Origin of the sequence: Methylibium sp., assembly GCF_965279545.1 — a bacterium.
Taxonomy (GTDB): Bacteria; Pseudomonadota; Gammaproteobacteria; order Burkholderiales; family Burkholderiaceae_C; genus Methylibium.
This window is the reverse complement of record NZ_OZ257250.1, coordinates 854,198-876,681: the sequence shown is the minus strand read 5'-3', so window position 1 is coordinate 876,681 and position 22,484 is coordinate 854,198. Positions and strand designations below refer to the sequence as shown.

Below are 22,484 nucleotides of genomic sequence, written 5' to 3'. Positions count from 1 at the left end.
CTCAGCTCGTCAGCGCGAGCGCGATGCGGTAGGTCGCGAAGGCGGCGACATAGGCCAGCGCGAACAGGTAGGCGGCCATCAGCAGCGGATAGCGCCACGAATTGGTCTCGCGCTTGACCACGGCCAGCGTCGACAGGCACTGCGGCGCGAACACGAACCAGGCGAGCAAGGCGTAGGCCGTCGCGACCGACCACTGACTGGCGATCACCGGCATCAGCGTCTCGGCCACCGCGTCTTCGCTGCCCGACAGTGCGTAGACCGTGCCGAGCGCGCCGACCACCACCTCACGCGCTGCGAGGCCGGGCACCAGCGCGATCGAGATCTGCCAGTTGAAGCCGATCGGCGCGAACACATGCTCCAGCGCCTGACCCAGCCAGCCGGCCGCGCTGTACTGGATCGCCGGCCCCGTCGCACCGTCGGGCGGCGCCGGGTAACTCGACAGGAACCACAGCAGTACCGTCAGCGCGAAGATGATGCCGCCGACCCGGCGCACGAAGATGCGCGCGCGCTCCCACAGCCCGAAGCCCAGGTTGCGCAGGCTCGGCAGGCGGTAGGGCGGCAGCTCCAGCATCAGCGGCTGGTAGCTGCTCTTCATCCAGAAGCGCTTGAGCACCCAGGCCACCGCCATCGACGACAGCACGCCGGCGGCGTACAGCACGAACAGCGTGAGTCCCTGGGCGTTGAAGGGCCCGACATGGCGCGCCGGGATGAAGGCACCGATCAGCAGCGCGTACACCGGCAGGCGAGCCGAGCAGGTCATCAGCGGCGCGACCATGATGGTCGCGAGGCGGTCGCGCCAGTTGGCGATGGTGCGAGTGGCCATGATGCCGGGGATCGCGCACGCGAAGCTCGACAGCAGCGGAATGAAGGCGCGTCCCGACAGACCCACCTTGCCCATCACCGTGTCCAGCAGGAAGGCCGCGCGCGGCAGGTAGCCGGAGTCCTCGAGCAGGAGGATGAAGAAGAACAGGATCAGGATCTGCGGCAGGAACACCAGCACACCGCCCACGCCGGCGATCACACCGTCGACCAGCAGGCTGCGCAGCGGGCCGGCGGCCATGCTCGCGGTGGCCTGCTCGCCGAGCCAGACCATGCCGGCCTTGATCGCGTCCATCGGCAGATTGGCCCACGAGAAGACCGCCTGGAAGATCAGGAACAGCAGGATCCCGAGCAGCACCAGGCCCCATGCCGGATGCATCACCACCGCGTCGATGCGGTGGTCGAAGCGCTCGAAATGCAGGGCCCCCGGCGCAGCGATCGCGAGAATGCGGCGCACCTCGCGCTGCAGCTTGCTCGTGTCCAGGCTGGGCGCCGCAGCCGGCATGGCGACGCCGGCGGGCGCGGCACCGAGCCGGGCGGACTGGCGTTCGAGCTCGGCCAGCAAAGGGGCATGGCCGTTGTGCCGGATGGCGACCGTCTCGACCACCGGCACGCCCAGTTCGGCCGACAGCCGCGCCACGTCGATCTGCAGGCCGCGCGAGCGCGCCACGTCGGCCATGTTCAGCGAGACGATCATCGGGCGGCCCAGCGCCCTCAGCTCCAGCACCAGGCGCAGGTTCATGCGCAGGTTGGTCGCGTCGACCACCGCGACGATCGCATCCGGCGCCGACTCTCCGGCGCGCCGGCCGAAGACCACGTCGCGCGTGACCTCTTCGTCGGGGGTGACCGGCGTCAGGCTGTAGGTGCCGGGCAGATCGAAGACCGACACCGTCAGCCCTTCCCCGAGCGGCACGAGGCCGACCTTGCGCTCGACCGTCACCCCGGCATAGTTCGCGACCTTCTGGCGCGCGCCGGTCAGCAGGTTGAACAGCGCCGTCTTGCCGCAGTTCGGGTTGCCGACCAGGGCCACCTGCAGCAGCCCCGACTCGAGGGTGGCGGCCGGGTTCATGCCGCGCCGCCGTTCACCGCCACGTCGAGCGGCATGACCTCGATGCAGCCCGCTTCGGCCAGGCGCAGCGCGAACAGGGTGTCGCCGACTTGCACCGCCAGCGGTTCCCGCCCTCCCGGGCCACGGCGCAGCAGCCGCACCGGCTCACCCGGCAGGAAACCGAGTTCACCGAGCCGCTGCAGCAGCGATGCGTCGACTGCGCCATCGGTGAGCCGCAGCCCGGTGACGGTCGCATGCTGACCCATCTTCAGTTCTGAAAGAATCAAGGCGGACATCTCGAATCAAGAACACAGACCGGCGGCCTCGCCTGCAGCGGAGCCAGATAGAGATGGAAATGATACGCGCTCTCATTCGCCAGAAGCCCACTGTGGCCATTTCGCGTGCGAAGCGGGCTGAGCCGGCGGGTCTGCCGACAATGGCGGCATGCTGACCTGGCTCGCCAGTCCCGACGATCCATTGCCCGACACCCGCTACGCGCTGCCGGCCGGCAGCGAGGCGCCCGGGCTGCTGGCGGCCGGCGACGACCTCTCGCCGCGGCGGCTGGCGCAGGCCTATGCCCGCGGCATCTTCCCCTGGTACAGCGAGGGTCAGCCGGTGCTGTGGTGGAGCCCCGAGCCGCGCATGGTGCTGCCGGTGGCCGAGTTCAAGCTCTCGCATTCGCTGCGCAAGACGCTGCGCCGCTTCATCGCGCGACCCGGATGCGAGGTCCGCATCGACCACGCCTTCGACCGCGTGATCGGCGCTTGCGCCGGCACGCCGCGAGACGGGCAGGAAGGCACCTGGATCCAGCCCGAGCTGCGGGCCGCGTACGGCGAGTGGCACCGCCTGGGCGCCGTGCACTCCTTCGAGACCTGGATCGACGGCGTGCTGGTCGGTGGCCTGTACGGCGTCAACCTCGGGCGCATGTTCTTCGGCGAATCGATGTTCGCGCATGCCACCGACGCCTCGAAGATCGCGCTGGCGGCGCTGGTGGCGTTCTGCCGTGCCCATGGCATCGAGCTGATCGACTGCCAGCAGCGCACCGCCCATCTCGCCTCGCTGGGCGCGCGCGAGATCGACCGCCCCACGTTCGAGGGACATCTGGCGCATGCGGTGCCGCAGCGCCCACCCAGCGATTGGACCTATGATCGATCGCACTGGGCCCGGCTCGGGCTCGAGAGCGGCCCGAATCCTGCATCGCCCAGCCTGCCCGATACATCGCCCCGCCCGGCCGGACCGTGACCCATCCGAAAGAACTACCGCTCGCGTCGCTGCAGTTCTATGCGACGGCGCCCTATCCCTGCAGCTATCTGGCAGGCCGGCTGGCGCGCTCGCAGGTCGCCACGCCCAGCCACCTGATCCACGCCGACACCTACTCGGGCCTGGTGGCCAACGGCTTCCGGCGCAGCGGCATGTTCACCTACCGGCCCTATTGCGACGGCTGCCGCGCCTGCGTGCCGCTGCGCGTGCCGGTCGCCGGCTTCCAGTCCACGCGCAGCCAGCGCCGCGCCTGGAAGGCGCACCAGGGCCTGCAGTCGCGCGTGCTGCGGCTGTGCTTCGTGCCCGAGCACTACCAGCTCTACCTGCGCTACCAGGCCGGGCGCCACGCCGGCGGCGGCATGGACCACGACTCGATCGACCAGTACACGCAGTTCCTGCTGCAAAGCCGCGTCAATTCGCGCCTGGTGGAGTTCCGCGAGCCGGCGCCCGAGGGCCAGCTCGGCACGCTGAAGATGGTGTCCATCCTCGACATCCTGAACGACGGCCTGAGCGCGGTCTACACCTTCTACGAGCCCGAGCCCGACACCAGCTACGGCACCTACAACGTGCTGTGGCAGATCGAGCAGACGCGCCAGCTCAAGCTGCCGCATGTGTACCTCGGCTACTGGATCGGCGAGAGCCCGAAGATGTCGTACAAGGCGCAGTTCAAGCCGAACGAGATGCTGATCGACGGCCAGTGGACCGCCGGTCCCGCCGCCGCGCCGACGCCCCCCGCTGACGCCTCGCACGCGCCGCGCTAGGGGTGGTGCCGCATGGCACCGCGGCCCACACTGCCCGCCGCATGCCGAACCGGCACAGCGGAGGGGGACCATGCAGAACCTGTTGATGCGCGGCAGCCAGGGCGCCGACGTCGCGCGGCTGCGCGCCGAACTGGCCCGGCAACTCGGCGGCGACGCGGCCGACTTTCCCGGCCTCGCCAAGGGCGACGTGCTCGATGCCGCCTGCGAGGCCGCGATCCGCCGCTGGCAATCCGGCGTGGGCCTGATCGCCGATGGCGTGATCGGTCCCCTGTGCCAGAGCCTGCTGGGCTTGCGCGCGACGCCGGCGCTCGAAGTGCCGGCAACCTTCGAATCCGTGCGCCTGCTGTTCCCGGCCACCAAGCCGGCGAACGTGGCGCGCTACCTGCCCTATGTGGTGGCCGCGCTCGATGCCACCGGGCTGCGCGACCGGCCCATGGTCTGCGCGGCACTCGGCACCATCCGCGCCGAGAGCGAAGGCTTCGTGCCCATCGCTGAGCTGCCGTCGCGCTTCAACACGCCGCCGGGCGGCACGCCCTTTGCGGCCTACGAAACCGGCACCCGCCTCGGCAAGATGCTGGGCAACACGGAGGCCGGCGACGGCGCGCTCTTCAAGGGCCGCGGCTTCGTGCAGCTCACCGGGCGCGCCAACTACACGGCCTACGGCAAGCTGCTGGGCATGGACCTCGCGGCCAAGCCCGACCTGGCCAACGCGCCCGAGGTCGCGGCCCTGCTGCTGGCGGCCTTTCTTGCGCACCAGGCCCAGGCCATGCGCCCCGCGCTGGCCCGCGACGACCTCGCCGCCGCGCGCCGGCTCGTCAACGGCGGCAGCCACGGGCTCGACCGCTTCAGCTCCGTGTTCGAGCTGGCGGAGACCGCGCTGCCCGAGCACATGGTGAGGGCCGCCGCCCGAGCCCAGCCCCGCAAGAAGGCCGCGCCGATGGCCGCCGGGGCCGCAGCCGCCCCCGCGGGCCGCCGCCGCTCGCTGACCGTGCGCAAGGACCCCACCGATCTGCGCGACCGCCCCTACGTGCCACCGCCCGTGAGCCTGCTCGAGGAGTTTCCGCCCGCGGCCGACATCAAGCGCTACCTGCCGCGCTACAGCCGGGCCGGGCTCGTTCTCGACCAGGGCCAGCAAGGCGCCTGCACCGGCTTCGGCCTGGCCTGCGTGGCGAACTACCTGCGCTGGCGCAAGGCCGGCATCCCGGCCAAGCTGGAGAGCGTGAGCGCCGCGATGTTCTACAACTTCGCGCGCCGCTACGACGAATACGCCGGAGAAGACTACGACGGCTCCAGCTGCCGCGGCGCGCTGAAGGGCTGGTTCAACCACGGCGTGTGCCTCGAAGGCGACTGGGACTCCGAGCCGGACAGCGCGAAGCCGTGCTACGGCTACGCGCAGCGCGCGGCGCACACGACGCTGGGCGTCTACCTGCGCATCGACCTGGGCTCCATCACCGACCTGCAGGCTGCGATTCAGGAGGTGGGCGCGGTCTACGTCTCGGCCTTCACGCACGGCGGCTGGGACGACGTGCCGAGCCGCCGCAAGCCGCCCGAGGACCACGCCGCCCTGCCGCTCATTCCCTGGGACGGCCGGCCCTCCAAGCGCGACGGCCATGCGTTCGCGCTGGTGGGCTTCAACAGCCGCGGCTTCATCGTGCAGAACTCCTGGGGCGCCGAGTTCGGGCTCGGCGGCTTTGCGATGCTGAGCTACGGCGACTGGCTCGCGAACGCGATGGACGCGTGGGCCGTGGCCATCGGCGTGCCGGGCGTGGTGGTGGGCCGCGTGGGCAGCGCGATCGGCGGCACCGCCTCGATCGCCGGCGGCGGCGGCGACACCCGCAACTGGTGGAGCGAGGACCAGGCCTACCGCCACAGCGTGGTGTTCGGCAACGACGGCCGCATCGGCCGCTACCTGACCGAGGACGAGCCCAACCGCAGCCTGCTGCACCAGGTGGCCGGCCTGCCCGACCAGTGGTTCCGCACCCAGGCCCAGGGCAGCAAGAAGAAGCGGCTCGTGATCTATGCGCACGGCGGCCTCAACAGCGAGGCCGACGCCATCAAGCGCGCGCGGGCACTGGGCCGCTACCTGGTCGGCAACGACTGCTACCCGCTGTTCCTGGTGTGGAAGACCGGCATGCTGGAGTCGATAGGCAACATCGTCTCCGACGCCTTTCGCAAGCAGCCCACGCTGGCCGGCGCCGGCCTCGGCGAGATGATCTCGGAGCGCACCGATCTGCTGATCGAGAAGACCATCGGCCGCACGCTGGCGCGCCCGATCTGGAGCGAGATGAAGGAGAACGCCGAGCTGACCTTCGGCTCGGGCCGCGGCGGCGACCTGCTGATCACCGCCCTGCAGAAGCTCGCCGACACCTGGGGCCCCGACCTCGAGCTGCATTTCATGGGCCACTCGGCCGGCTCCATCATCCTGGGCCACCTGCTCACCGCGATGGCGGCGCGGCGGCTCGCGAACAGCGTGGCCTCCATCCACCTCTACGCGCCGGCCTGCACGGTGCAGTTCGCCAACCGCCACTACACGCCGCATGTGGAGCTGATGAAGCGGCTGTACCTGCACGTGCTGTCCGACGACGTGGAGCGCGACGACAACGTGGGGGCGATCTACCGCAAGTCGCTGCTGTACTTCGTGTCCAACGCGCTCGAGGTCGACCTGCGCACGCCCATCCTGGGCCTCAGCCATGTGTTCGACGCGAGCTATGCGGGCTGGGACGGCACCTCCAGCGTGGGCGAGACGCTGAAGAACTGGCGCGACGCCGCGGCCGACGCTGGCCTGAAGGAACCCAATCGCCTGACGCTCGTGAAGGACGACAATATCCTCACCGCGAAGCCCGACACACGCATCCGCGCGGGCCACGGCAGCTTCGACAACGACATCACGGTGATCGGCACGACCATCGAGCGCATCCTGGGTGGGCCGCTGGTGTTGCCGGTGGAGGATCTGCGGGGGTTCTAGGCCTGAGGGGGCTGGAAGCGCTGGGGAATTGCGATTGAAGAAGTGGTCTGACCGTCGGCTCGGCAGCGTAAGGAGCCTGTCACCGCCCGTCGCCGAACTCGCCGTAGGCGCCATCAAGCCGACGTTCAGTTCGGCGGCAATCGTGGTCGTGAGCGTCAGCAGTGCGGGTTGCAGCCGACGCTGACGTCACGGCCAGGCAGCATCAACGCCAGACCGGTTGGTCTCCAGTGACGCTGATGGCCCGAGTCGATCCAATTGTGGCCAGTCCGCCGACAAGGGAGGCAACTCAGCGAACCAAGTTGGTTCGCGTACGTCACCTACCAGCGCGAGTTGACGAGTCCCTGGCCGCCCGAACTCGGTGCTCCCGTGTAGTTCCCTATGGTCGCTGCGGCTCAGTGCAATCGGCGGCACGCTGGCGACGAGTCGGGTCGCCTCATCTGCTCAAAACGCTTGAAGTTACTTTGTTGTTGCTGTACAGTTAACTCAAAGTAACTGTGGAGAAATTCATGACCATCAGCATCATGGTGCCCGTCTCGCTCTCAAAGGGCCTCCTCCAGCGGGTTCAGTCCAAGTCAGACATGCCGGCGTTGGAGGGCCTCGAAGGCATCCTCATCCGCATCCTTGACGAGCACGACAAGGCGTACCCGAATCAGACCAAGCATGTCGTCCTGACCGTGCCACCGACCAAGGCGCCGACGCACTTTACGAGCCAGCGCGGATTCGAGTTGCCGATCGGGTTGGAGCTGTTCGCCGACTACAACGGCAAGCACTTGACCGCCAAGGTTACAACCAGCGGCATCGAATACAAAGGCAAAACGTATGAGGTAAGCCCATCCGCCTTCGCAGCCAAGAAGGACTGCGGCGCGACCGATACGGCCGCATCGACGAACGGTTGGAAGTTCTGGATGTACAAGGACAACGGTCGGTCCCTGTTCATCGACTCACTTCGTCCTCCCGTTGGGCGGAAGTAAGACACCCGACGACGAGAGAATTCAAACATGCTGACCGATGTCTTCTTCCGAAGGTACGAGAAGCGGCCTATGTTCGACGCCGTTGGTCAGCGTGAGAGCACGCTGTTCGTTCAGGCGTACCGCATCGTCAACGAGCAAATCTGGACGTACTACGGGTACGACAAGAAGGTTGACGAGTCCGTCAAGGCGATCTGGACGAGCATCCATGATCACTTGTCAATGGAGATCGGCGTAAAGGAGCTGTCACCGAAGTGGTACTCCTATCAAACAGAGTGGATGGGCAAGCCGATCACAAATAGCGGCTGGTGCAATATGAACTCTGTGGTCGAGCAGTGGCTGAATGTGAAGTTCGCGCCCGAGAAGATGGATGCGGACGCGTTCGTCAAGCGTCGACTGAGCTTCATCGAGCTGGCCTTCCGCACGCGCGAAGAACAGGTGCGAGCCGCGAACGAAAAGCTACCGGGGGTGCTGCAGCAGGCCGCGATTCAAGACCACTTGGCGAAGATGAAGACGACCGGCATCCGCCTTCCTGGCTCGCGTGTCGACGGTGTGAAGGCAGCCAACGAATCCCTGAACGCGGCGTTCCAGGCGAACGTGCATGAGCTGAACCAGCGCTTCAAGCAGGCCGGCATGCCGCTGCACTATCACAACGGTTTCATCCAGATCGCGCAGGACGAGCAGGTGCAGGCGCAGATCGAGCAGCCGTTCTGGAATCTCGTCAAGGATCCACAGTGGAAGAACGTCAGCATCGACATGGCCGAAGCGATTGACCTCCGCGATACCGGTGGCCGTGACCCGTCGTTCTACGCTGCCAAGGCGCTTGAGAGCACGATCAAGATCATCTGCACGATCAAGGGGTGGGAGAAGGGGAACGAGAAGGGCGTGTCCGATTACCTAAACCACCTTGAGAGCAAGGCGAACGGCGCCTTCATCGAAGGCTGGGAGCGGCAGTCTATGCAGCGCTTCTACAGCGATGTGCGGAACGATCTCGGACATGGTCCCGGCTCCAAGGACATGCCGAACTTCACCCCGCAGCAGATCGATCAGACCATCGACTTCTGCATGTCGTGGGTCAAGAGCTTGATCATGCGTCTCTAGCCCCTGACGAGAGAGCAGGACCATGCTAGCCAACAGTATCGCGACCTCCAATGTCATGGGAAGTTCGAGCGGGAGGCTGCAGTCGTCGTGTGTAGCCAGCCCCAAGCCTGGGACCGCTCCTCATCAATGGTGTCGACGAAGGGCTGCTTGCTGAGGTGAAGCCGCCGGCCAGTGTGCCGCGCCATGAAGGCAACTCCCGGTCCCCACCGTAATCGACCGGCGAAATTCGAGTCGCCGCAGCCAGTCTGAAGCTGCAATTCGTGCCGCTTAGCCCGAGGAAGCTAGATACCGCTGCCGTGCCGCCACATCAGCGACGAAGCGGCCGAAAGCATCGAGCAGCGGCGCGGCGTCGAAGGACGGGCCCTCCTGCATCGCCAGCGCCTGCACGGTGGCTTCCAGCGTCGAGACCTGGTCGGCGCGCCGCGCCGCGCGGATGGCGCGGTACCGCGTTGGCGCCGGAGCCTCCAGCGAAAGTCGCGGTAGCGCCGCCAGGGCCGGGTGCTCCAGAAGCATCCGCAGGCTCTTGCGCCACGTCGCGTCGATGACCACCAGCCGCAGCGGCGCGCCCACCGTCGTTGCCGGAGCCGGCGCGGGCGCGGCGGGCACGTCCGGGTAGAGCAGCTGCGTCTCGCGCCCTGGGCGGTGCAGCAGCGCCGCCAGCGCATCGGGCTCGAAGCGCTCGCCGACCACCACCTCGCAGTGCGTCAGAGACAGGCGCAGCAGCGCCACGCTGTTCTTCGCCTGGCGCTGTTCCTGCGGGTGCTGCAGCACGAGCACCTCGGTGAGGTGGGCGGTCGGCCGCACCAGCGCGCACAGGCAGGTGGCCTGCGGGCGCAGGCAGCGCGGGCAAGCCGTGCGGCGGAGAGTGGATGGTGGAGCAACAACGTTCACGCGGTCATGGTCGCACGCCTGTTCGCGCGATACGTCCTGGTCGGCACCGCGTCTGTCAGGACACGCGGTTGCTCGCTGCCGCTCCCGATGCAGCCGAACATCATCCATTCCTGCACGCGTTGTTACAGCGCCCCGCCCGAGCGTTTGTGTCGAATTTGAGTAGCCTCCGTCGTCGTACCACCATCAACGACAACAACTCGGAGAGCCGCATGAAGAAAACCTGCCTGACCGCAACGGCGCTGCTGCTGGTGGCAATGGCCGCCAGCGCCGCACCCACCGCCTATGCAATCGACCCGACGCACACCTTCCCGAGCTTCGAGGCCGACCACATGGGCATCTCGGTGTGGCGTGGCAAGCTCAACAAGAGCAGCGGCAAGGTGCTGTATGACAAGGCCGCCGGCACCGGCAGCGTCGAGATCGTGACGGAGCTGGCCAGCATCGACTTCGGCATGGACGCGCTGGCCACCTGGGCGCGCGGCAAGGACTTCTTCGACGTGAAGAAGAACCCACGCGCGGTCTTCAAGGGCGCTCTGCAGTCGCCGGTCGACGGCGTGCCGACGCAGCTCGTGGGCGAGCTCACGTTGCACGGCGTGACGCGCCCCTTGACGCTCACGGTCCACTCGCTGAAGTGCACCCAGCACCCGATGCTCAAGCGCGACTACTGCGGCGCCGACGCCAGCGGCAGCTTCAACCGCGACGAATTTGGCCTGGACGCAGGCAAGGACTATGGTTTCAAGATGAACGTCGACCTGCGCATCCAGGTCGAAGCCATTGCACAGCCTTGATGCAGACAACAGCCCTCCCCACCCGCCTCAACAAGGAGACTCCCATGCTCGCCAAGAACACCATCTGCCTCTGGTACGACGGCACCGCCGAGGAGGCTGCGCGCTTCTACGCCGCCACCTTTCCGGACAGCGCGGTCGGCACTATCCTGCGCGCGCCGACCGACTATCCCTCGGGCAAGAAAGGCGACGTGCTGACGGTCCAGTTCACCGTGCTGGGCATCCCCTGCCTCGGTCTCAACGGCGGGCCGACGTTCAAGCACAGCGAGGCCTTCTCGTTCCAGGTGGCCACCGACGACCAGGCCGAGACCGACCGCCTGTGGAATGCGATCGTCGGCAACGGCGGCCAGGAAAGCGAATGCGGCTGGTGCAAGGACAAGTGGGGCCTGTCGTGGCAGATCACGCCGCGCGCGCTCACGGACGCGATCACTGACGCCGACCCCCAGGCCGCTGCGCGGGCCTTCGAGGCGATGATGACGATGGGCAAGATCGACATCGCCACGATCGAGGCCGCGCGGCGCGGTTAGCGCGGCGCCGTCAGTCCGGCCCGGAACGACAAACGCCGCAGCACCCTCGGCGGGTGGTGCGGCGTGGTGGTGGCGAAACACCAGCGCCGTCGCGGCACCGGGTTGGCCGTGGTGCGGGCCTCAGTGCAGCGGCACGCCCGTCTTGGCCTGCACTTCCTCGCGCGTCACGCCGGCGGCCAGCTCCACGAGCTTCAGGCCCTGCGGCGTCACGTCCATCACCGCGAGGTCGGTGATGATGCGGTTGACCACGCCCACGCCCGTGAGCGGCAGCGTGCACTTCGGCAGCAACTTCAGGTCGGTCGTGCCGTCCTTCTTGGTCGCCACGTGCTCCATCAGCACGATCACGCGGCCCACGCCGGCCACCAGGTCCATCGCGCCGCCCATGCCCTTGACCATCTTGCCGGGGATCATCCAGTTGGCCAGGTCGCCGTGTTCGCTGACCTGCATCGCGCCGAGGATGCTGAGGTTGATCTTGCCGCCGCGAATCATCGCGAAGCTGTCATGCGAGCCGAAGATCGACGAGCCCGGGATCGTGGTCACCGTCTGCTTGCCGGCGTTGATCAGGTCGGCGTCGACCTCGTCCTCGGTCGGGAAAGGCCCGATGCCGAGCATGCCGTTCTCGCTCTGCAGCCAGACCTCGATGTCGGCGCGCACGTGGTTCGCCACCAGCGTGGGCAGGCCGATGCCGAGGTTCACGTAGTAGCCGTCCTGCAATTCCTTGGCGGCACGCGCCGCCATCTGGTCGTGGGTCCAGGCCATGTCAAGCCTCCTGCTGGGCCGTCCCGAAGGAGGCTTGCGTCCCCTCGGGGGACAGGAGCGTAGCGACGTAGGGGTGGTTCATCTCAGACTCCCGCCTTCTCGGTGATGGTGCGCTTCTCGATGCGTTTTTCCGGCGTGGCATTGAGCACGATGCGGTGCACGTAGATGCCCGGCAGGTGCACCGCGTCCGGATCGAAGCTGCCGGTCTCGACGATCTCCTCGACCTCGACGACCGTGAGCTTGCCGGCCATCGCGACGGCCGGGTTGAAGTTGCGCGCGGTGCGGCGGAACAGCAGGTTGCCGCTCTGGTCGGCCTTCCAGGCCTTGACCAGCGACACCTCGGGCAGCAGCGAACGCTCCATCACGTAGACCCCGCCGTCGAACTCGCGCGTCTCCTTGCCCTCGGCGACCAGCGTGCCGACGCCGGTCTTCGTGTAGAAGGCCGGGATGCCGGCGCCGCCGGCGCGCAGCTTTTCGGCCAGCGTGCCCTGCGGCGTGAATTCGAGCTCCAGCTCGCCGGCCAGGTACTGGCGCTCGAACTCCTTGTTCTCGCCGACGTAGCTCGAGATCATCTTCTTGATCTGCCGCGTGTCGAGCAGCTTGCCGAGGCCGAAGCCGTCGACGCCGGCGTTGTTCGAGATCACCGTCAGGTTCTTGACGCCGCTGTCGCGCAAGGCGTCGATCAGCGCCTCGGGGATGCCGCACAGCCCGAAGCCGCCGACGGCCAGCAGCTGACCGTCCTTGACGATGCCGTCGAGCGCGGCCTTCGCGCTCGGGTAGACCTTGTTCATGAAGCTCGCTCCTCGTCGCGCCGTCCGGCCGTCGCACAGACTGCCGTTCACACGGGTGACACCGCCGCATAGCGTACTACGTACCTGCATACGTAGAATCGCCTAAGCAATGACTAGCCCTGCCCGCGCGCCCCGCAAGCGCATCCCGAACCGCCGCGCCGCGCCCGACGAGCCGGCAGTCGACCACCGCAGCGCCTTCGAGCTGGCACCGGTCGGGCTGGTGCTGTCGCGCCACCGCATGATCGTCGATTGCAACCAGGTGGTCGCCGAGATCTTTCGCACGCCGCGCGAGGCGCTGATCGGCCAGTCCTTCGAAGTGCTCTACCCGAGCCGCGACGAGTTCGAGCGCACCGGCGCGCGCATCCTGCTCAAGCTCGACCGCCAGGGCCGCTACGCCGACGACCGCATCATGAAGCGCGAACCCGGCAACCCGCGCGGCGAGCTGTTCTGGTGCCATGTGATGGGCCGCGCGCTGAACCGCGACACGCCGCACGAAGCCGGCATCTGGAGCTTCGAGGACCTGTCCTCGCAGCGGCCGCTCACACCGGCCGGCCGCGCCGGACTCACCACCCGCGAGCGGGAAGTCGCGGCCCTGCTGATCGAAGGCCAGACCAGCAAGCAGATCGGCAAGGTGCTCGGCGTGAGCCACCGCACCGTCGACATCTACCGCGCGCGCCTGCTGCGCAAGTACGGCGCCGGCAGCACGCCGGAGCTGGTGAACAAGCTGGTGCGCGGCTGAGCGCGCGGGGCCGGCCCCACCCGTCGATGTCCCGGTGTCGACACACGCCGGTCACTGAACCGTCACACCGGCACAACCTGCGCGCCGTCCAATCCGCTGGCCGGCGTCTGCCGGCGCCCGCGTGCGCTCCGTGCCCTCCGGCTTCTACGCCCTCATCGCCGCGCAGTTCGTCTCGGGGCTCGCCGACAACGCACTGCTGATCGTCACCATCGCCCGCCTGGACGAGCTGGACGCGCCGCCATGGTGGGCACCGCTGCTCAAGCTCGGCTTCACGCTGGCCTTCGTGCTGCTCGCCCCCTTCGTCGGCGCGCTGGCCGACGCCTGGCCCAAGGCGCGGGTGATGCTCGCCAGCAATGGCCTGAAGGCGCTTGCCTGCGCCTTCATCCTGGCCGGCGGCAACCCGCTGCTCGCCTTCGCGCTGGCCGGCATCGGCGCGGCGGCCTATGCGCCCGCCAAGTACGGGCTGATCACGGAACTGCTGCCGGCCCGGCAGCTGGTGGCCGCCAACGGCTGGATCGAGGCGTGCACGGTCGGCGCCATCCTGCTCGGCACCGCACTCGGTGGCCTGCTGGTCAGCCCGCCGGCGCTGAGTGCCACGCAGTGGGCACCGCCGCTGCTGGCACTGGCCGGCGCCGGCGGCACGCGGCTGCTGCCGGCGCTGCTGGCGGTCTTGCTGCTGTTCGCGCTGGCGGCACTGCTCAACCTGTGCATCCCCGACAGCGGCGCGCGCTACCCGAGCGTGCCGCCGGGCCGGCTGCTGCGCCAGTTCTGCGCCGACAACCGCGCGCTGTGGAGCGACCCGCTGGGCCGCGTCTCGCTCGCGGTGACCACGCTGTTCTGGGGCGTCGGCGCGACGCTGCAGTTCGTCGTGCTGCGCTGGGCCGAGGAGTCGCTCGGGCTCGGCCTGCACCAGGCGGCGGGACTGCAGGCGGTCACGGCGCTGGGCCTGATCGCCGGCGCGGTCGCGGCCGGGCGCTGGCTGACGCTGCAATGCGCGACCCGGGTGCTGCCGCTGGGCATCGCGATGGGACTGCTGGTGCCGTGGATGACCGTGTTCGACCAGCCCGCCGCGGCCGGGCCGCTGCTGGCGGCGGTCGGCGCCCTGGCCGGCTTCTTCGTCGTGCCGATGAATGCGCTGCTGCAGCAGCGCGGCCACGCACTGCTGAGCGCCGGCCGCTCGATCGCGGTGCAGAACTTCAGCGAGAACCTGGGCGTGCTGGCGCTGCTGGCGCTCTATGCCGCACTCGCCGCGACCGATCTGCCGCTGCCGCTGCTGATCTGGGCCTTCGGCGCCTTCGTGGCGCTGGCGATGGCATCGATCACCACGCTGCACCGTCGCCAGACGCGCCGCGCCGCGCCACCCCCGAACGCGACACCGGAAAACGCATGAAACTGATGATCGTCACCGACGCCTGGGAGCCGCAGGTCAACGGCGTGGTGCGCACGCTCAAGATGACGCGGCGCGAACTGCACAAGCTCGGCCACGAGGTGGCATTGCTGTCGCCGCAGGGCTTTCGCAGCATGCCCTGCCCCAGCTACCCCGAGATCGAGCTGGCGCTGACCACGCGCGCCGGCGTCGCGCGGCGCATCGACGACTTCGCACCCGACTGCCTGCACATCGCCACCGAGGGGCCGCTCGGCTGGCTGGCGCGCTCGGTCGCCCGTTCGCGCGGCTGGCCGTTCACCACCGCGTACCACAGCCGCTTTCCCGAGTACCTGCACGCCCGCACGCGGCTGCCCACGGCGTGGAGCTACGCGCTGCTCAGGCGCTTCCACAACGCCGGGCTGGGCACGCTGACACCGACGCCGGCCATCGTCGACGACTTGCGCGCCCGCGGCTTCCACCATGCGCGCTGGTGGTCGCGCGGTGTCGATCTGAGCCTGTTCAGCGCCGATGGCGATCGCCTGCCGCGACCGACCGGGCCGGTGTTCCTGTACGTCGGCCGCATTGCCATCGAGAAGCAGGTCGACGCCTTCCTCAAACTCGACCTGCCGGGCGAAAAATGGATCGCCGGCGAAGGCCCCGAGCGCACACGCCTCATGTCGCGCTACCCCGGCGTGCGCTGGTTCGGCGTGCTCGACGGGCCCGCCCTGGCAACGCTCTACCGCACGGCCGACGTGATGGTGTTTCCCAGCCTCACCGACACCTTCGGCCTGGTGATGGCCGAGGCCATGGCCTGCGGCACGCCGGTCGCCGCCTTCCCGGTGCCGGGGCCGATCGATGTGGTCGGGAACTCGCCGGGCGGCGTGCTGCACACCGACCTGCGCGAGGCCTGCCTGGCCGCGCTGCGGCTTCCGCGCGACGCGGTGCGCCACCACGGCGAGCAGTATTCGTGGGCGCGCGCGACGCAGCAGTTCGTCGCGGCGCTGCGACCGATCCGCGGCGGCACGGCCGGGTCGGCAGCCGTGGCCCTCGGCTGAGGACCGCGCCCGCCGGCGCGCCAAGGCAGCGGCCCGGCGCCCTTCGGGTCGGGCGCGCAGCCGATCGCCTCGAGCCGGTCGATGTGCACTCGGGGCTCCGGGCGTCGATACGGCACCGAAGTGCCGCTCACCCGAACACGGGGAAGGGCTCGAACGGCCCACGCAGCAAGGCCTGCGTGTCCGGGCTGCCGAGCCAGCCGCTCATCACGGTGGCATAGCCGCGGCGGAAGTCGGTGGTGTGCAGCAGGTTGTCGTCGGGCGTGCGCTCGGCCAGGCTGACCGGCTGGCCGTACTGCCCGCCCTTGACCGGCTTGCCGACGATGAACATCGGCCCGGCGGTGCCGTGGTCGGTGCCGAGGCTGGTGTTCTCGGGCACGCGCCGGCCGAACTCCGAGAACGCCATCAGCACCACGTCGTCGGCACGGCCGATGCGCTCCATGTCGCGCATGAAGCCCAGCACGCCGTCGGACACGTAGGTCAGCAGCCGCTGGTGCAGGTCGGCCTGGTGCACATGGGTGTCGAAGGCATTGTTGCGGTAGGCCACGTAGTACAGGCGCGTCGGCAGGCCGGCGTCGATCAGCGCCGCGACCTTCGGCAGGTCGACCGGCAGGATGCCGTAGTCGACCGGCGTCGAGTACTTCGAGCAGGCCTGGCGCACCAGCTCGGAGGCATCGCGCGCGCCGCGGGCGATCTCGCGCAGGTAGCGGCGGTTGCCGCTCTCTGCAGCGTCGCCGTCGTCGACCCGGTCGATCAGGCCGCGCTGTTCGAAGAAGCCCTCGCGGACGAACTTCCCGGGATCGTCGAACACCACCGGCGTGTGGCGCCGGCTGCGCACCGCGAGCGACTGCGTCGAATCGATGTTGACGATGAAATTGCTGGCGCCGTCGGGCCGCATCGCGTCGGCCAGGCGGCCGACCCAGCCGTATTCCTCGCCGCTGTTGGGCGCGGCGGTGTGCCAGTAGGCCATCGACGCGAAGTGCGAGAAGTTCGGCTTGTCGTAGCCGCAGCCGTGCACGATGGCGAGCCGGCCGTCCTTGTAGAGGCGCTCGAAGCCCGCCAGGCCGGGGTTGAAGCCGTGGTGGTCGTCGATCCGCCGCAGCCGCTTGGCCGGGATGCCGAGGGTCGGCCGCAGCCGGTAGTAGGTGTCGTCGGCATAGGGCACGACGGTGTTCAGGCCGTCGTTGCCGCCCGACATTTCCAGCACCACCAGGATGCGGTTGTCGCGCGCCGGTGCCGCGGCCCGCGCGATCCCGCCGAACGGTGCCGGCACGGCGAGGCTGCCGAGGCCGGCCCGCAGCAGGGCGCGACGCGTGAGCGCGGGCGTGGGAGATGACGGGGTCATTGCAGGTCCTTCATCCGAGCTGGTAGTCGGGGCTGGCGAGCATCAGGTGCAGCAGCATGCGCAGGCCGTCCTCCATGTAGGTCGCGGCGCGTGCGATCCGGTCGGTGCCCAGCTCGCGCGTCAGGAAATCCGTCCAGGCACTGCGCTGCGAGGCACTGACGGGCGTGCTCAGGAAGCGTCGGGCGAGCACATCGACCGCATCGGCCGTGGTCTGGCCGCCGCTCGCGACGACGATGCCGGACAGGTCGACGCGGGCCATCGTTCGCGGAATCGGCTTCACCACCTCGACCGCCTTCTGCCAGCCGCGGTAGCTGCCGTAGCGGGTGTTGAACTCCTCGTCGCGGTCGCTCATGCGGTTCGACATCGCCATCGCGTCGCCGCCTGCCATGTCCTTGCCTTCGGGGACCGTCGCGGCGGTGATGTCGAGCCCGCGCGAGATCCGTTCATGCACCGCGCGGACCTCCAGGCCGGTGGCCAGGGTCGGAAAGCGATCGGTGGGCAGCGCGGTGAAGTCGGGGAACAGCACGTCGCGCGCGAAGTTGCCGCGCTCCATCAGCAGCCCGGGCGTGATCCAGCTTCGCCCGTAGGCCCAGCCCGCGACGGTGGGCGGGTACAGCAGGTGCTGGCCGAGCGCACCCGTCACGTCGTTGAAGTCGGGCACGCCCGGCACTTCGGTGAGGCCGAGCTTGCGGTAGGTCGACACCACCAGCTCCACCGGACTCTTGATGCGGTTGCCCACCACGTCGGGGCCGTAGAAGTCGCGCGACAGGAAGATCGTCTCGAGCAGCGGCGCGATCTCGTAGTGGTTGTCGCGCAGCACGGCGCCGAGCTGCCGGCGCAACTGCGGCGTGATCTCGTCGCGGGCCATGAAGCGGTAGATGCGGCCCGCCAGGTACTCGGCCGTCACCGGCTGGGCGAGGACGATGTCGATCACTTGCACGCCATCGAAGCGGCCGCGCCGGCCGAGCACTTCCTTTTCACCGTCGTCGTGCTTCGCGTCGTCGATGACGAAGCGCAGGTCCCGGGAGTTCCAGCCGGTGAAGGCACGTGCCGCCTCGCGGATGTCGCGCTCGCTGTAGTTGCCCACCCCCATGGTGAACATCTCCATGATCTCGCGCGCGAAGTTCTCGTTCGGCGCGCCCTTCACGTTCACGCCGGCGTCGAGGAAGGCCAGCATCGCCGGGCCTTGCGCCACGCCGATCATCAGGTCGCGGAAGTTGCCGAGCCCGCGCGCCTCGAACAGCTCGAGCTGCTGCAGCATCTTGCGCGCGTCGCGCACCTTGTCCTCGTGGGTGGCGAAGTGGCCGTGCCAGAACAGCGCCATCTTCTCTTCCAGCGGCCGGTGCGTGAGCAGCATGCGGTTGGCCCACCAGTAGGCGACGCGGTGCGTCTCCAGGCGGCTGGCGCGCAGCCAGTAGAAGAACTTGTTGACGACCGGCTGCAGGCGCCGGTTGCCTTCGGGCTTGACCGCCACGCCGAGTGCTTCACCGTGCTGCTGCGCCGCCTCGGTCGTTGCCGGCCGGCTCGCGGGAAAGGGTTCGAGGCCGGCCTCGTGGATGCCCGACGCATCGAACGGCGGCAGGTGGCTGTTGTCGACGGCCTGTGGCCGCACCAGTGTTGCCACCGCCTGCTGTGGCGTCATCGCCGCGAAGCGCGCGATTTCCTCGGGCGTGGCCCCGAAGCCGGCCCGTTCGAGCAGGTGGGCCGCGCGCTGCGCATTCCACTGCTCCGCGGTGATCGGCCGCAGGTCACCGCTCCAGGCCGTCGGGCCCGCGCCGGGCGCGGCGGCCAGTGCGGTGCCGCAGGCCAGCACGGCGGCGGGCAGGCAGTGCCGCAGGAGAATGTGCCATCGAACTTGCAAGCGCCGCGTGGACATGATCAGGGTCGGTTCGCACCGGTCTCGCCCTCTCGGGACGGTGCGGAATTGTCGACCACGAAGCCCGGCAAGTGCACGCTCGCGGCGCGGCGCGGGCAAGCTGCCCGGCCCCCGGCGCAATGCCGCCCGCAGCCCCCTCAGGACAGGTCGATGCCAAGCTCCGCGGCGAGCCGCTGCAGCTGCGCGCGCAGCAGCACCACCTCGGTCTGCAGGCGGTGCTGGTTCGCCCGCAGCGCATGGATCTCGCCGAGGGTCACGACGTCCTCGGGCGCCGCCGACGCCGCCGCGCCGGCCGGCTCCGGCGCGCCGCCCAGCAGATGCGCCCAGCGCACTTCGCGCGAGCCCGGTGCGCGCGGCAGCTTCGCGACCAGCGGTGGTTCGCGCTGCACCAGCTCGTCGAGGAAGCCCTCCACCGACGAGATGTCCGCGAAGCGGTGCAGCCGCTCGGTGTTGGCACGCAGCTCGGCCGCGGTCTGCGGCCCGCGCAGCATCAGCAGCGCGACGATCGCCGCCGACTGGCTCGGCACGCCCAGCACGCGCTGCAGGTTGTGCTCGTAGCGCGCAACGCGGCTGCCACTGACCTCGATCACCAGGCTCAGGCGCTTGAGCTCGTCAACCGCCGCCAGCACCTCGCTCTCGGTCGCGTTCATCACCGGCTCGCGCGCCGTCTTCTGGTTGCAGCCCAGCAGCAGCGCGTTCAGGCTCAGCGGGTAGCTGTCGGCCACCGTGTGCTGCTTCTCGACCAGCACCGCGATCACCCGCTGCTCGATCAGTGACAGCACGCGCAGCGCAGCGCGCACGGGGCGCCGGCCATCGGCGCCCGGGCCCTGCGGCGCGGTGGACTCAGACCCCGAAGCCATCGTCCGCCTGCAGCACGGCGCCATTGATGAAATGGCTCTCGTTGGCACACAGCATCAGCAGCGCGGTGTCCAGGTCCTTGGGCCGGCCGATGCGCTTGCGCGGCATCATCTCCACCAGCTTCCTGCCCTGCTCCGTGCCCCAGTGGTGGCGGTTGATCTCGGTGTCGATGTAGCCCGGGCACAGCGCGTTGACGTTGATCCCGAAGCGGCCCCACTCGAGCGCCATCGCGCGCGTCATGTGCACCACCGCGGCCTTGCTCATGCAGTACACGCCGATCTGCCCGAGCACCTTCAGGCCGCCCACCGACGCGATGTTGACGATGCGCCCGCCGGTGAAGGTGCCGGGCGCCGAGCCCTTGGCACGCGCGATCATGCGCTTGCCGACCTCCTGCGCGACGAAGAAGGCGCCGCGCGTGTTGGTGTCCATCACGTAGTCGTAGTCCTCGGGCGTCACGTCGATCAGTCGCTGCGTCGTGCTGACGCCGGAATTGTTGACCAGGATGTCGATTGCGCCGCATTCGGTCTCGGCATGCGCGACCGCCGAGCAGATGCTGTCGCGGTCGGTCACGTCGACACCGACGACATGGGCGTCGCCGCCCAGGCCCTCGATCTCCGCGCGCAGGGTCTTCAGCCGCTCGACACGGCGCCCGGCCAGCACCACGGCCGCGCCGGCACCGGCCAACGTCAGCGCGAACTGGGCGCCCAGTCCGCCGGAAGCGCCTGTCACCAGGGCAACGCGGCCCGACAAGTCGATGGTATGGCTCATGGTGGATCTCCGTTCGGCACTGTTCTCTGCCGGCCAAGATAGCACGCACGCGCGGCAGCGCCGTCGCTTGCATGACTCGCCCCCGCATCCGGTCGCGCGGCGCCTGCGTATGCGTCTCCTGCAGGGCCCGTCACCGCACTCCCAGGTGGTTCGAGCCTTGCCCCGCCCCCACCGCAACCCGAGGAGACAGCATGCTTACCTTGACCCCCCCGCGCACCGGCGGCAACCGGCGGCTCCTGGCCGTGGCCTGCGCGCTGGCCGCTGCCGGCAGCGCCGCCCTGGCCTCGAGCCATCGCGAAGCGCCGTTCATCACGACCGTGCCGAAGGTCGATGCGACGGACTTCTACATGTTCCGCAGTTACGAGACCGGCCGCGAGAACTACGTGACGCTGATCGCCAACTACCTGCCGCTGCAGGATGCCTACGGCGGCCCGAACTACTTCAAGATGGATCCGAACGCGCTGTACGAGATCCACATCGACAACAACGGCGACGCCAAGGAAGACCTCACCTTCCAGTTCCGCTTCCAGAACGCGCTGAAGGACGTCAAGGTCCCGGTGGGCGACAAGATGGTGTCGATCCCGCTGACGCAGGCCGGCGTCGTCGCCAACGTCAAGGACGCCAACCTGAACGTGGCCGAGACCTTCACGGTCGCCCTCGTGCGCGGCGACCGCCGCTCCGGCAGCCGCGCCTCGCTCACCAACGCGACCGGCGGCAGCGCCACCTTCGACAAGCCGGTCGACAACATCGGCGTCAAGACGATTGCCGACTACCCGGCCTACGCCGCCAAGCACGTCTACGGCGTCAACATCCCCGGCTGCAGCGTGCCCGGCAAGGTTTTCGTCGGTCAGCGCAAGGATCCGTTCGCGGTCAACCTCGGCACGATCTTCGACCTGGTCAATGCGCCGGCGAGCTTCATCACGAACCCGGCCAACATCAATGCCGCACCCAACACCATCGACGACAAGAACATCACCACGCTGGCGCTCGAAGTGCACAAGGACTGCCTGACCGCCGGCAGCGACCCGGTGATCGGCGGCTGGACCACCGCCAGCCTGCGCCAGGGCCAGTTGCTGTCGGGCGCGCCGAAGGCCGGCTACCAGACCGCCTCGCTGAACGCCGGGCCGTGGGTGCAGGTCTCGCGCCTGGGCATGCCGCTGGTCAACGAGGTCGTGATCGGCCTGAAGGACAAGGACAAGTTCAACGCCTCCAAGCCGCAGAACGACACGCAGTTCCTCGACTACGTGACCCACCCGACGCTGCCGGTGCTGCTCGGCGTGGTGCTCGCCGGCGGCAATGCCGCCGCGCTGGCGCCGACCAACCTGCCGCGCACCGACCTGGCGACCGTGTTCCTGACCGGCATCGCCGGCGTGAACAAGCCCACCACCGTGACGCCGGCCGAGATGCTGCGCCTGAACACGGCCATCGCGCCGGTGCCGCGCGCCCAGCAGAACCGGCTCGGCGTGGCCGGCGAGGTGCTGCGGGTCGGCGGGCCGCAGAACCTGTCGGCGGCGGTCGACCTGGCGGGCTACCCGAACGGCCGGCGGCCGAACGACGACGTGGTCGACATCTCGCTCGTCGCGGTGCTGGGCGGGCTGTGCGTGATCAACGGCGATGGCAACGCGCTGGGTCTCAACAGCGTGCCGGGCGTCCCGAGCCTCACGTCGCAGTGCAAGCCCGCCAGCGTGCCGCTCGGCGCGACCTCGGCCGCCGTGCACGACGCCGTCGACCAGGCCACCGTGCCGCTGCTGAACGTCTTCCCCTACCTGGCCACGCCGATCGGCGGCACCAGCAACTGAAACCCGAGG

At 69.0% G+C, this 22,484-nt stretch carries 20 protein-coding genes; 11 read left to right on the top strand and 9 right to left on the bottom strand.

Annotated elements, in window-relative coordinates:
• Nucleotide 1: 1 nt before the first annotated feature.
• Together feoB and ACQY9S_RS04120 are read right to left on the bottom strand one after the other, a co-directional pair.
• Nucleotides 2-1,888: a ferrous iron transporter B gene (gene feoB / locus ACQY9S_RS04125; RefSeq protein WP_428423295.1), complete on the bottom strand. Its 1,887-nt coding sequence runs from the start codon at nucleotides 1,886-1,888 to the stop codon at nucleotides 2-4.
• Entirely contained in the window at nucleotides 1,885-2,154 is a 270-nt protein-coding gene (locus ACQY9S_RS04120) for a FeoA family protein (protein WP_428423294.1), read from the bottom strand. The genes feoB and ACQY9S_RS04120 overlap by 4 nt, the downstream gene beginning before the upstream one ends.
• Nucleotides 2,155-2,311: 157 nt before the next feature.
• On the opposite strand from ACQY9S_RS04120, the gene aat reads away from it, so the two are divergent.
• The 5 genes from aat (at nucleotide 2,312) to ACQY9S_RS04095 (ending at nucleotide 8,922) form a co-directional block, all read left to right on the top strand.
• Nucleotides 2,312-3,109, top strand: a complete 798-nt coding sequence (gene aat, locus ACQY9S_RS04115; protein WP_428423293.1) for a leucyl/phenylalanyl-tRNA--protein transferase — start codon at nucleotides 2,312-2,314, stop codon at nucleotides 3,107-3,109.
• The gene (locus ACQY9S_RS04110; RefSeq protein ID WP_428423292.1) at nucleotides 3,106-3,888 is read left to right on the top strand and encodes an arginyltransferase; all 783 of its coding nucleotides are present in this window, start codon (nucleotides 3,106-3,108) and stop codon (nucleotides 3,886-3,888) included. Before aat ends, ACQY9S_RS04110 begins: the two co-directional genes overlap by 4 nt.
• Before the next feature lie 70 nt (nucleotides 3,889-3,958).
• Complete coding sequence (locus ACQY9S_RS04105; protein ID WP_428423291.1) at nucleotides 3,959-6,853, top strand: C1 family peptidase; 2,895 nt, start codon at nucleotides 3,959-3,961, stop codon at nucleotides 6,851-6,853.
• 506 nt (nucleotides 6,854-7,359) lie between these two features.
• The gene (locus ACQY9S_RS04100) at nucleotides 7,360-7,824 is read left to right on the top strand and encodes a hypothetical protein (RefSeq protein WP_428423290.1); all 465 of its coding nucleotides are present in this window, start codon (nucleotides 7,360-7,362) and stop codon (nucleotides 7,822-7,824) included.
• A 27-nt stretch (nucleotides 7,825-7,851) separates the two neighbouring features.
• Nucleotides 7,852-8,922, top strand: coding sequence for an AbiJ-NTD4 domain-containing protein (locus tag ACQY9S_RS04095; protein ID WP_428423289.1), 1,071 nt, complete (start codon nucleotides 7,852-7,854; stop codon nucleotides 8,920-8,922).
• 267 nt (nucleotides 8,923-9,189) lie between these two features.
• On the opposite strand, the gene ACQY9S_RS04090 is transcribed toward ACQY9S_RS04095, so the two are convergent.
• Nucleotides 9,190-9,813, bottom strand: coding sequence for a tRNA-uridine aminocarboxypropyltransferase (locus ACQY9S_RS04090; RefSeq protein ID WP_428423288.1), 624 nt, complete (start codon nucleotides 9,811-9,813; stop codon nucleotides 9,190-9,192).
• 209 nt (nucleotides 9,814-10,022) lie between these two features.
• Between ACQY9S_RS04090 and ACQY9S_RS04085 the strand changes: the two genes are divergently transcribed.
• Entirely contained in the window at nucleotides 10,023-10,598 is a 576-nt protein-coding gene (locus tag ACQY9S_RS04085) for a YceI family protein (protein ID WP_428423287.1), read from the top strand.
• Nucleotides 10,599-10,642: 44 nt separating this feature from the next.
• Complete coding sequence (locus ACQY9S_RS04080; protein WP_428423286.1) at nucleotides 10,643-11,122, top strand: VOC family protein; 480 nt, start codon at nucleotides 10,643-10,645, stop codon at nucleotides 11,120-11,122.
• A gap of 120 nt (nucleotides 11,123-11,242) precedes the next feature.
• Here the strand turns inward: ACQY9S_RS04080 and ACQY9S_RS04075 are convergent, their stop codons facing one another.
• Both ACQY9S_RS04075 and ACQY9S_RS04070 read right to left on the bottom strand, forming a co-directional pair.
• Nucleotides 11,243-11,881 (bottom strand): CoA transferase subunit B, encoded by a 639-nt coding sequence (locus ACQY9S_RS04075; RefSeq protein ID WP_428423285.1) that lies wholly within the window; start codon nucleotides 11,879-11,881, stop codon nucleotides 11,243-11,245.
• A gap of 83 nt (nucleotides 11,882-11,964) precedes the next feature.
• The gene (locus tag ACQY9S_RS04070; protein WP_428423284.1) at nucleotides 11,965-12,672 is read right to left on the bottom strand and encodes a CoA transferase subunit A; all 708 of its coding nucleotides are present in this window, start codon (nucleotides 12,670-12,672) and stop codon (nucleotides 11,965-11,967) included.
• Nucleotides 12,673-12,781: 109 nt separating this feature from the next.
• Between ACQY9S_RS04070 and ACQY9S_RS04065 the strand changes: the two genes are divergently transcribed.
• The 3 genes from ACQY9S_RS04065 to ACQY9S_RS04055 all read left to right on the top strand — a co-directional run bounded on the left by ACQY9S_RS04065 (nucleotide 12,782) and on the right by ACQY9S_RS04055 (nucleotide 15,832).
• Entirely contained in the window at nucleotides 12,782-13,411 is a 630-nt protein-coding gene (locus tag ACQY9S_RS04065) for a LuxR C-terminal-related transcriptional regulator (RefSeq protein WP_428423283.1), read from the top strand.
• Between the two features lie 121 nt (nucleotides 13,412-13,532).
• Nucleotides 13,533-14,801 (top strand): lysophospholipid transporter LplT, encoded by a 1,269-nt coding sequence (lplT, locus tag ACQY9S_RS04060; RefSeq protein ID WP_428423282.1) that lies wholly within the window; start codon nucleotides 13,533-13,535, stop codon nucleotides 14,799-14,801.
• Nucleotides 14,798-15,832: a glycosyltransferase family 4 protein gene (locus tag ACQY9S_RS04055; protein WP_428423281.1), complete on the top strand. Its 1,035-nt coding sequence runs from the start codon at nucleotides 14,798-14,800 to the stop codon at nucleotides 15,830-15,832. The genes lplT and ACQY9S_RS04055 overlap by 4 nt, the downstream gene beginning before the upstream one ends.
• Nucleotides 15,833-15,959: 127 nt before the next feature.
• Here ACQY9S_RS04055 and ACQY9S_RS04050 read toward each other — a convergent pair whose 3' ends face one another.
• From ACQY9S_RS04050 to ACQY9S_RS04035, 4 genes are all read right to left on the bottom strand, one after another.
• Nucleotides 15,960-17,174 carry a DUF1501 domain-containing protein gene (locus tag ACQY9S_RS04050; protein ID WP_428423280.1) on the bottom strand — a complete coding sequence of 405 codons (1,215 nt, stop codon included), beginning with the start codon at nucleotides 17,172-17,174 and terminating at the stop codon, nucleotides 15,960-15,962.
• Between the two features lie 10 nt (nucleotides 17,175-17,184).
• The gene (locus tag ACQY9S_RS04045) at nucleotides 17,185-19,050 is read right to left on the bottom strand and encodes a DUF1800 domain-containing protein (protein ID WP_428423279.1); all 1,866 of its coding nucleotides are present in this window, start codon (nucleotides 19,048-19,050) and stop codon (nucleotides 17,185-17,187) included.
• 137 nt (nucleotides 19,051-19,187) lie between these two features.
• Entirely contained in the window at nucleotides 19,188-19,910 is a 723-nt protein-coding gene (locus ACQY9S_RS04040; RefSeq protein WP_428423278.1) for a YceH family protein, read from the bottom strand.
• On the bottom strand, nucleotides 19,894-20,676 hold the full coding sequence (locus ACQY9S_RS04035) for an SDR family oxidoreductase (protein WP_428423277.1): 783 nt from the start codon (nucleotides 20,674-20,676) through the stop codon (nucleotides 19,894-19,896). The genes ACQY9S_RS04040 and ACQY9S_RS04035 overlap by 17 nt, the downstream gene beginning before the upstream one ends.
• A gap of 191 nt (nucleotides 20,677-20,867) precedes the next feature.
• Here ACQY9S_RS04035 and ACQY9S_RS04030 point away from each other — a divergent pair, with 191 nt between their 5' ends.
• The gene (locus tag ACQY9S_RS04030; protein ID WP_428423276.1) at nucleotides 20,868-22,475 is read left to right on the top strand and encodes a DUF4331 domain-containing protein; all 1,608 of its coding nucleotides are present in this window, start codon (nucleotides 20,868-20,870) and stop codon (nucleotides 22,473-22,475) included.
• Nucleotides 22,476-22,484 lie beyond the last annotated feature (9 nt).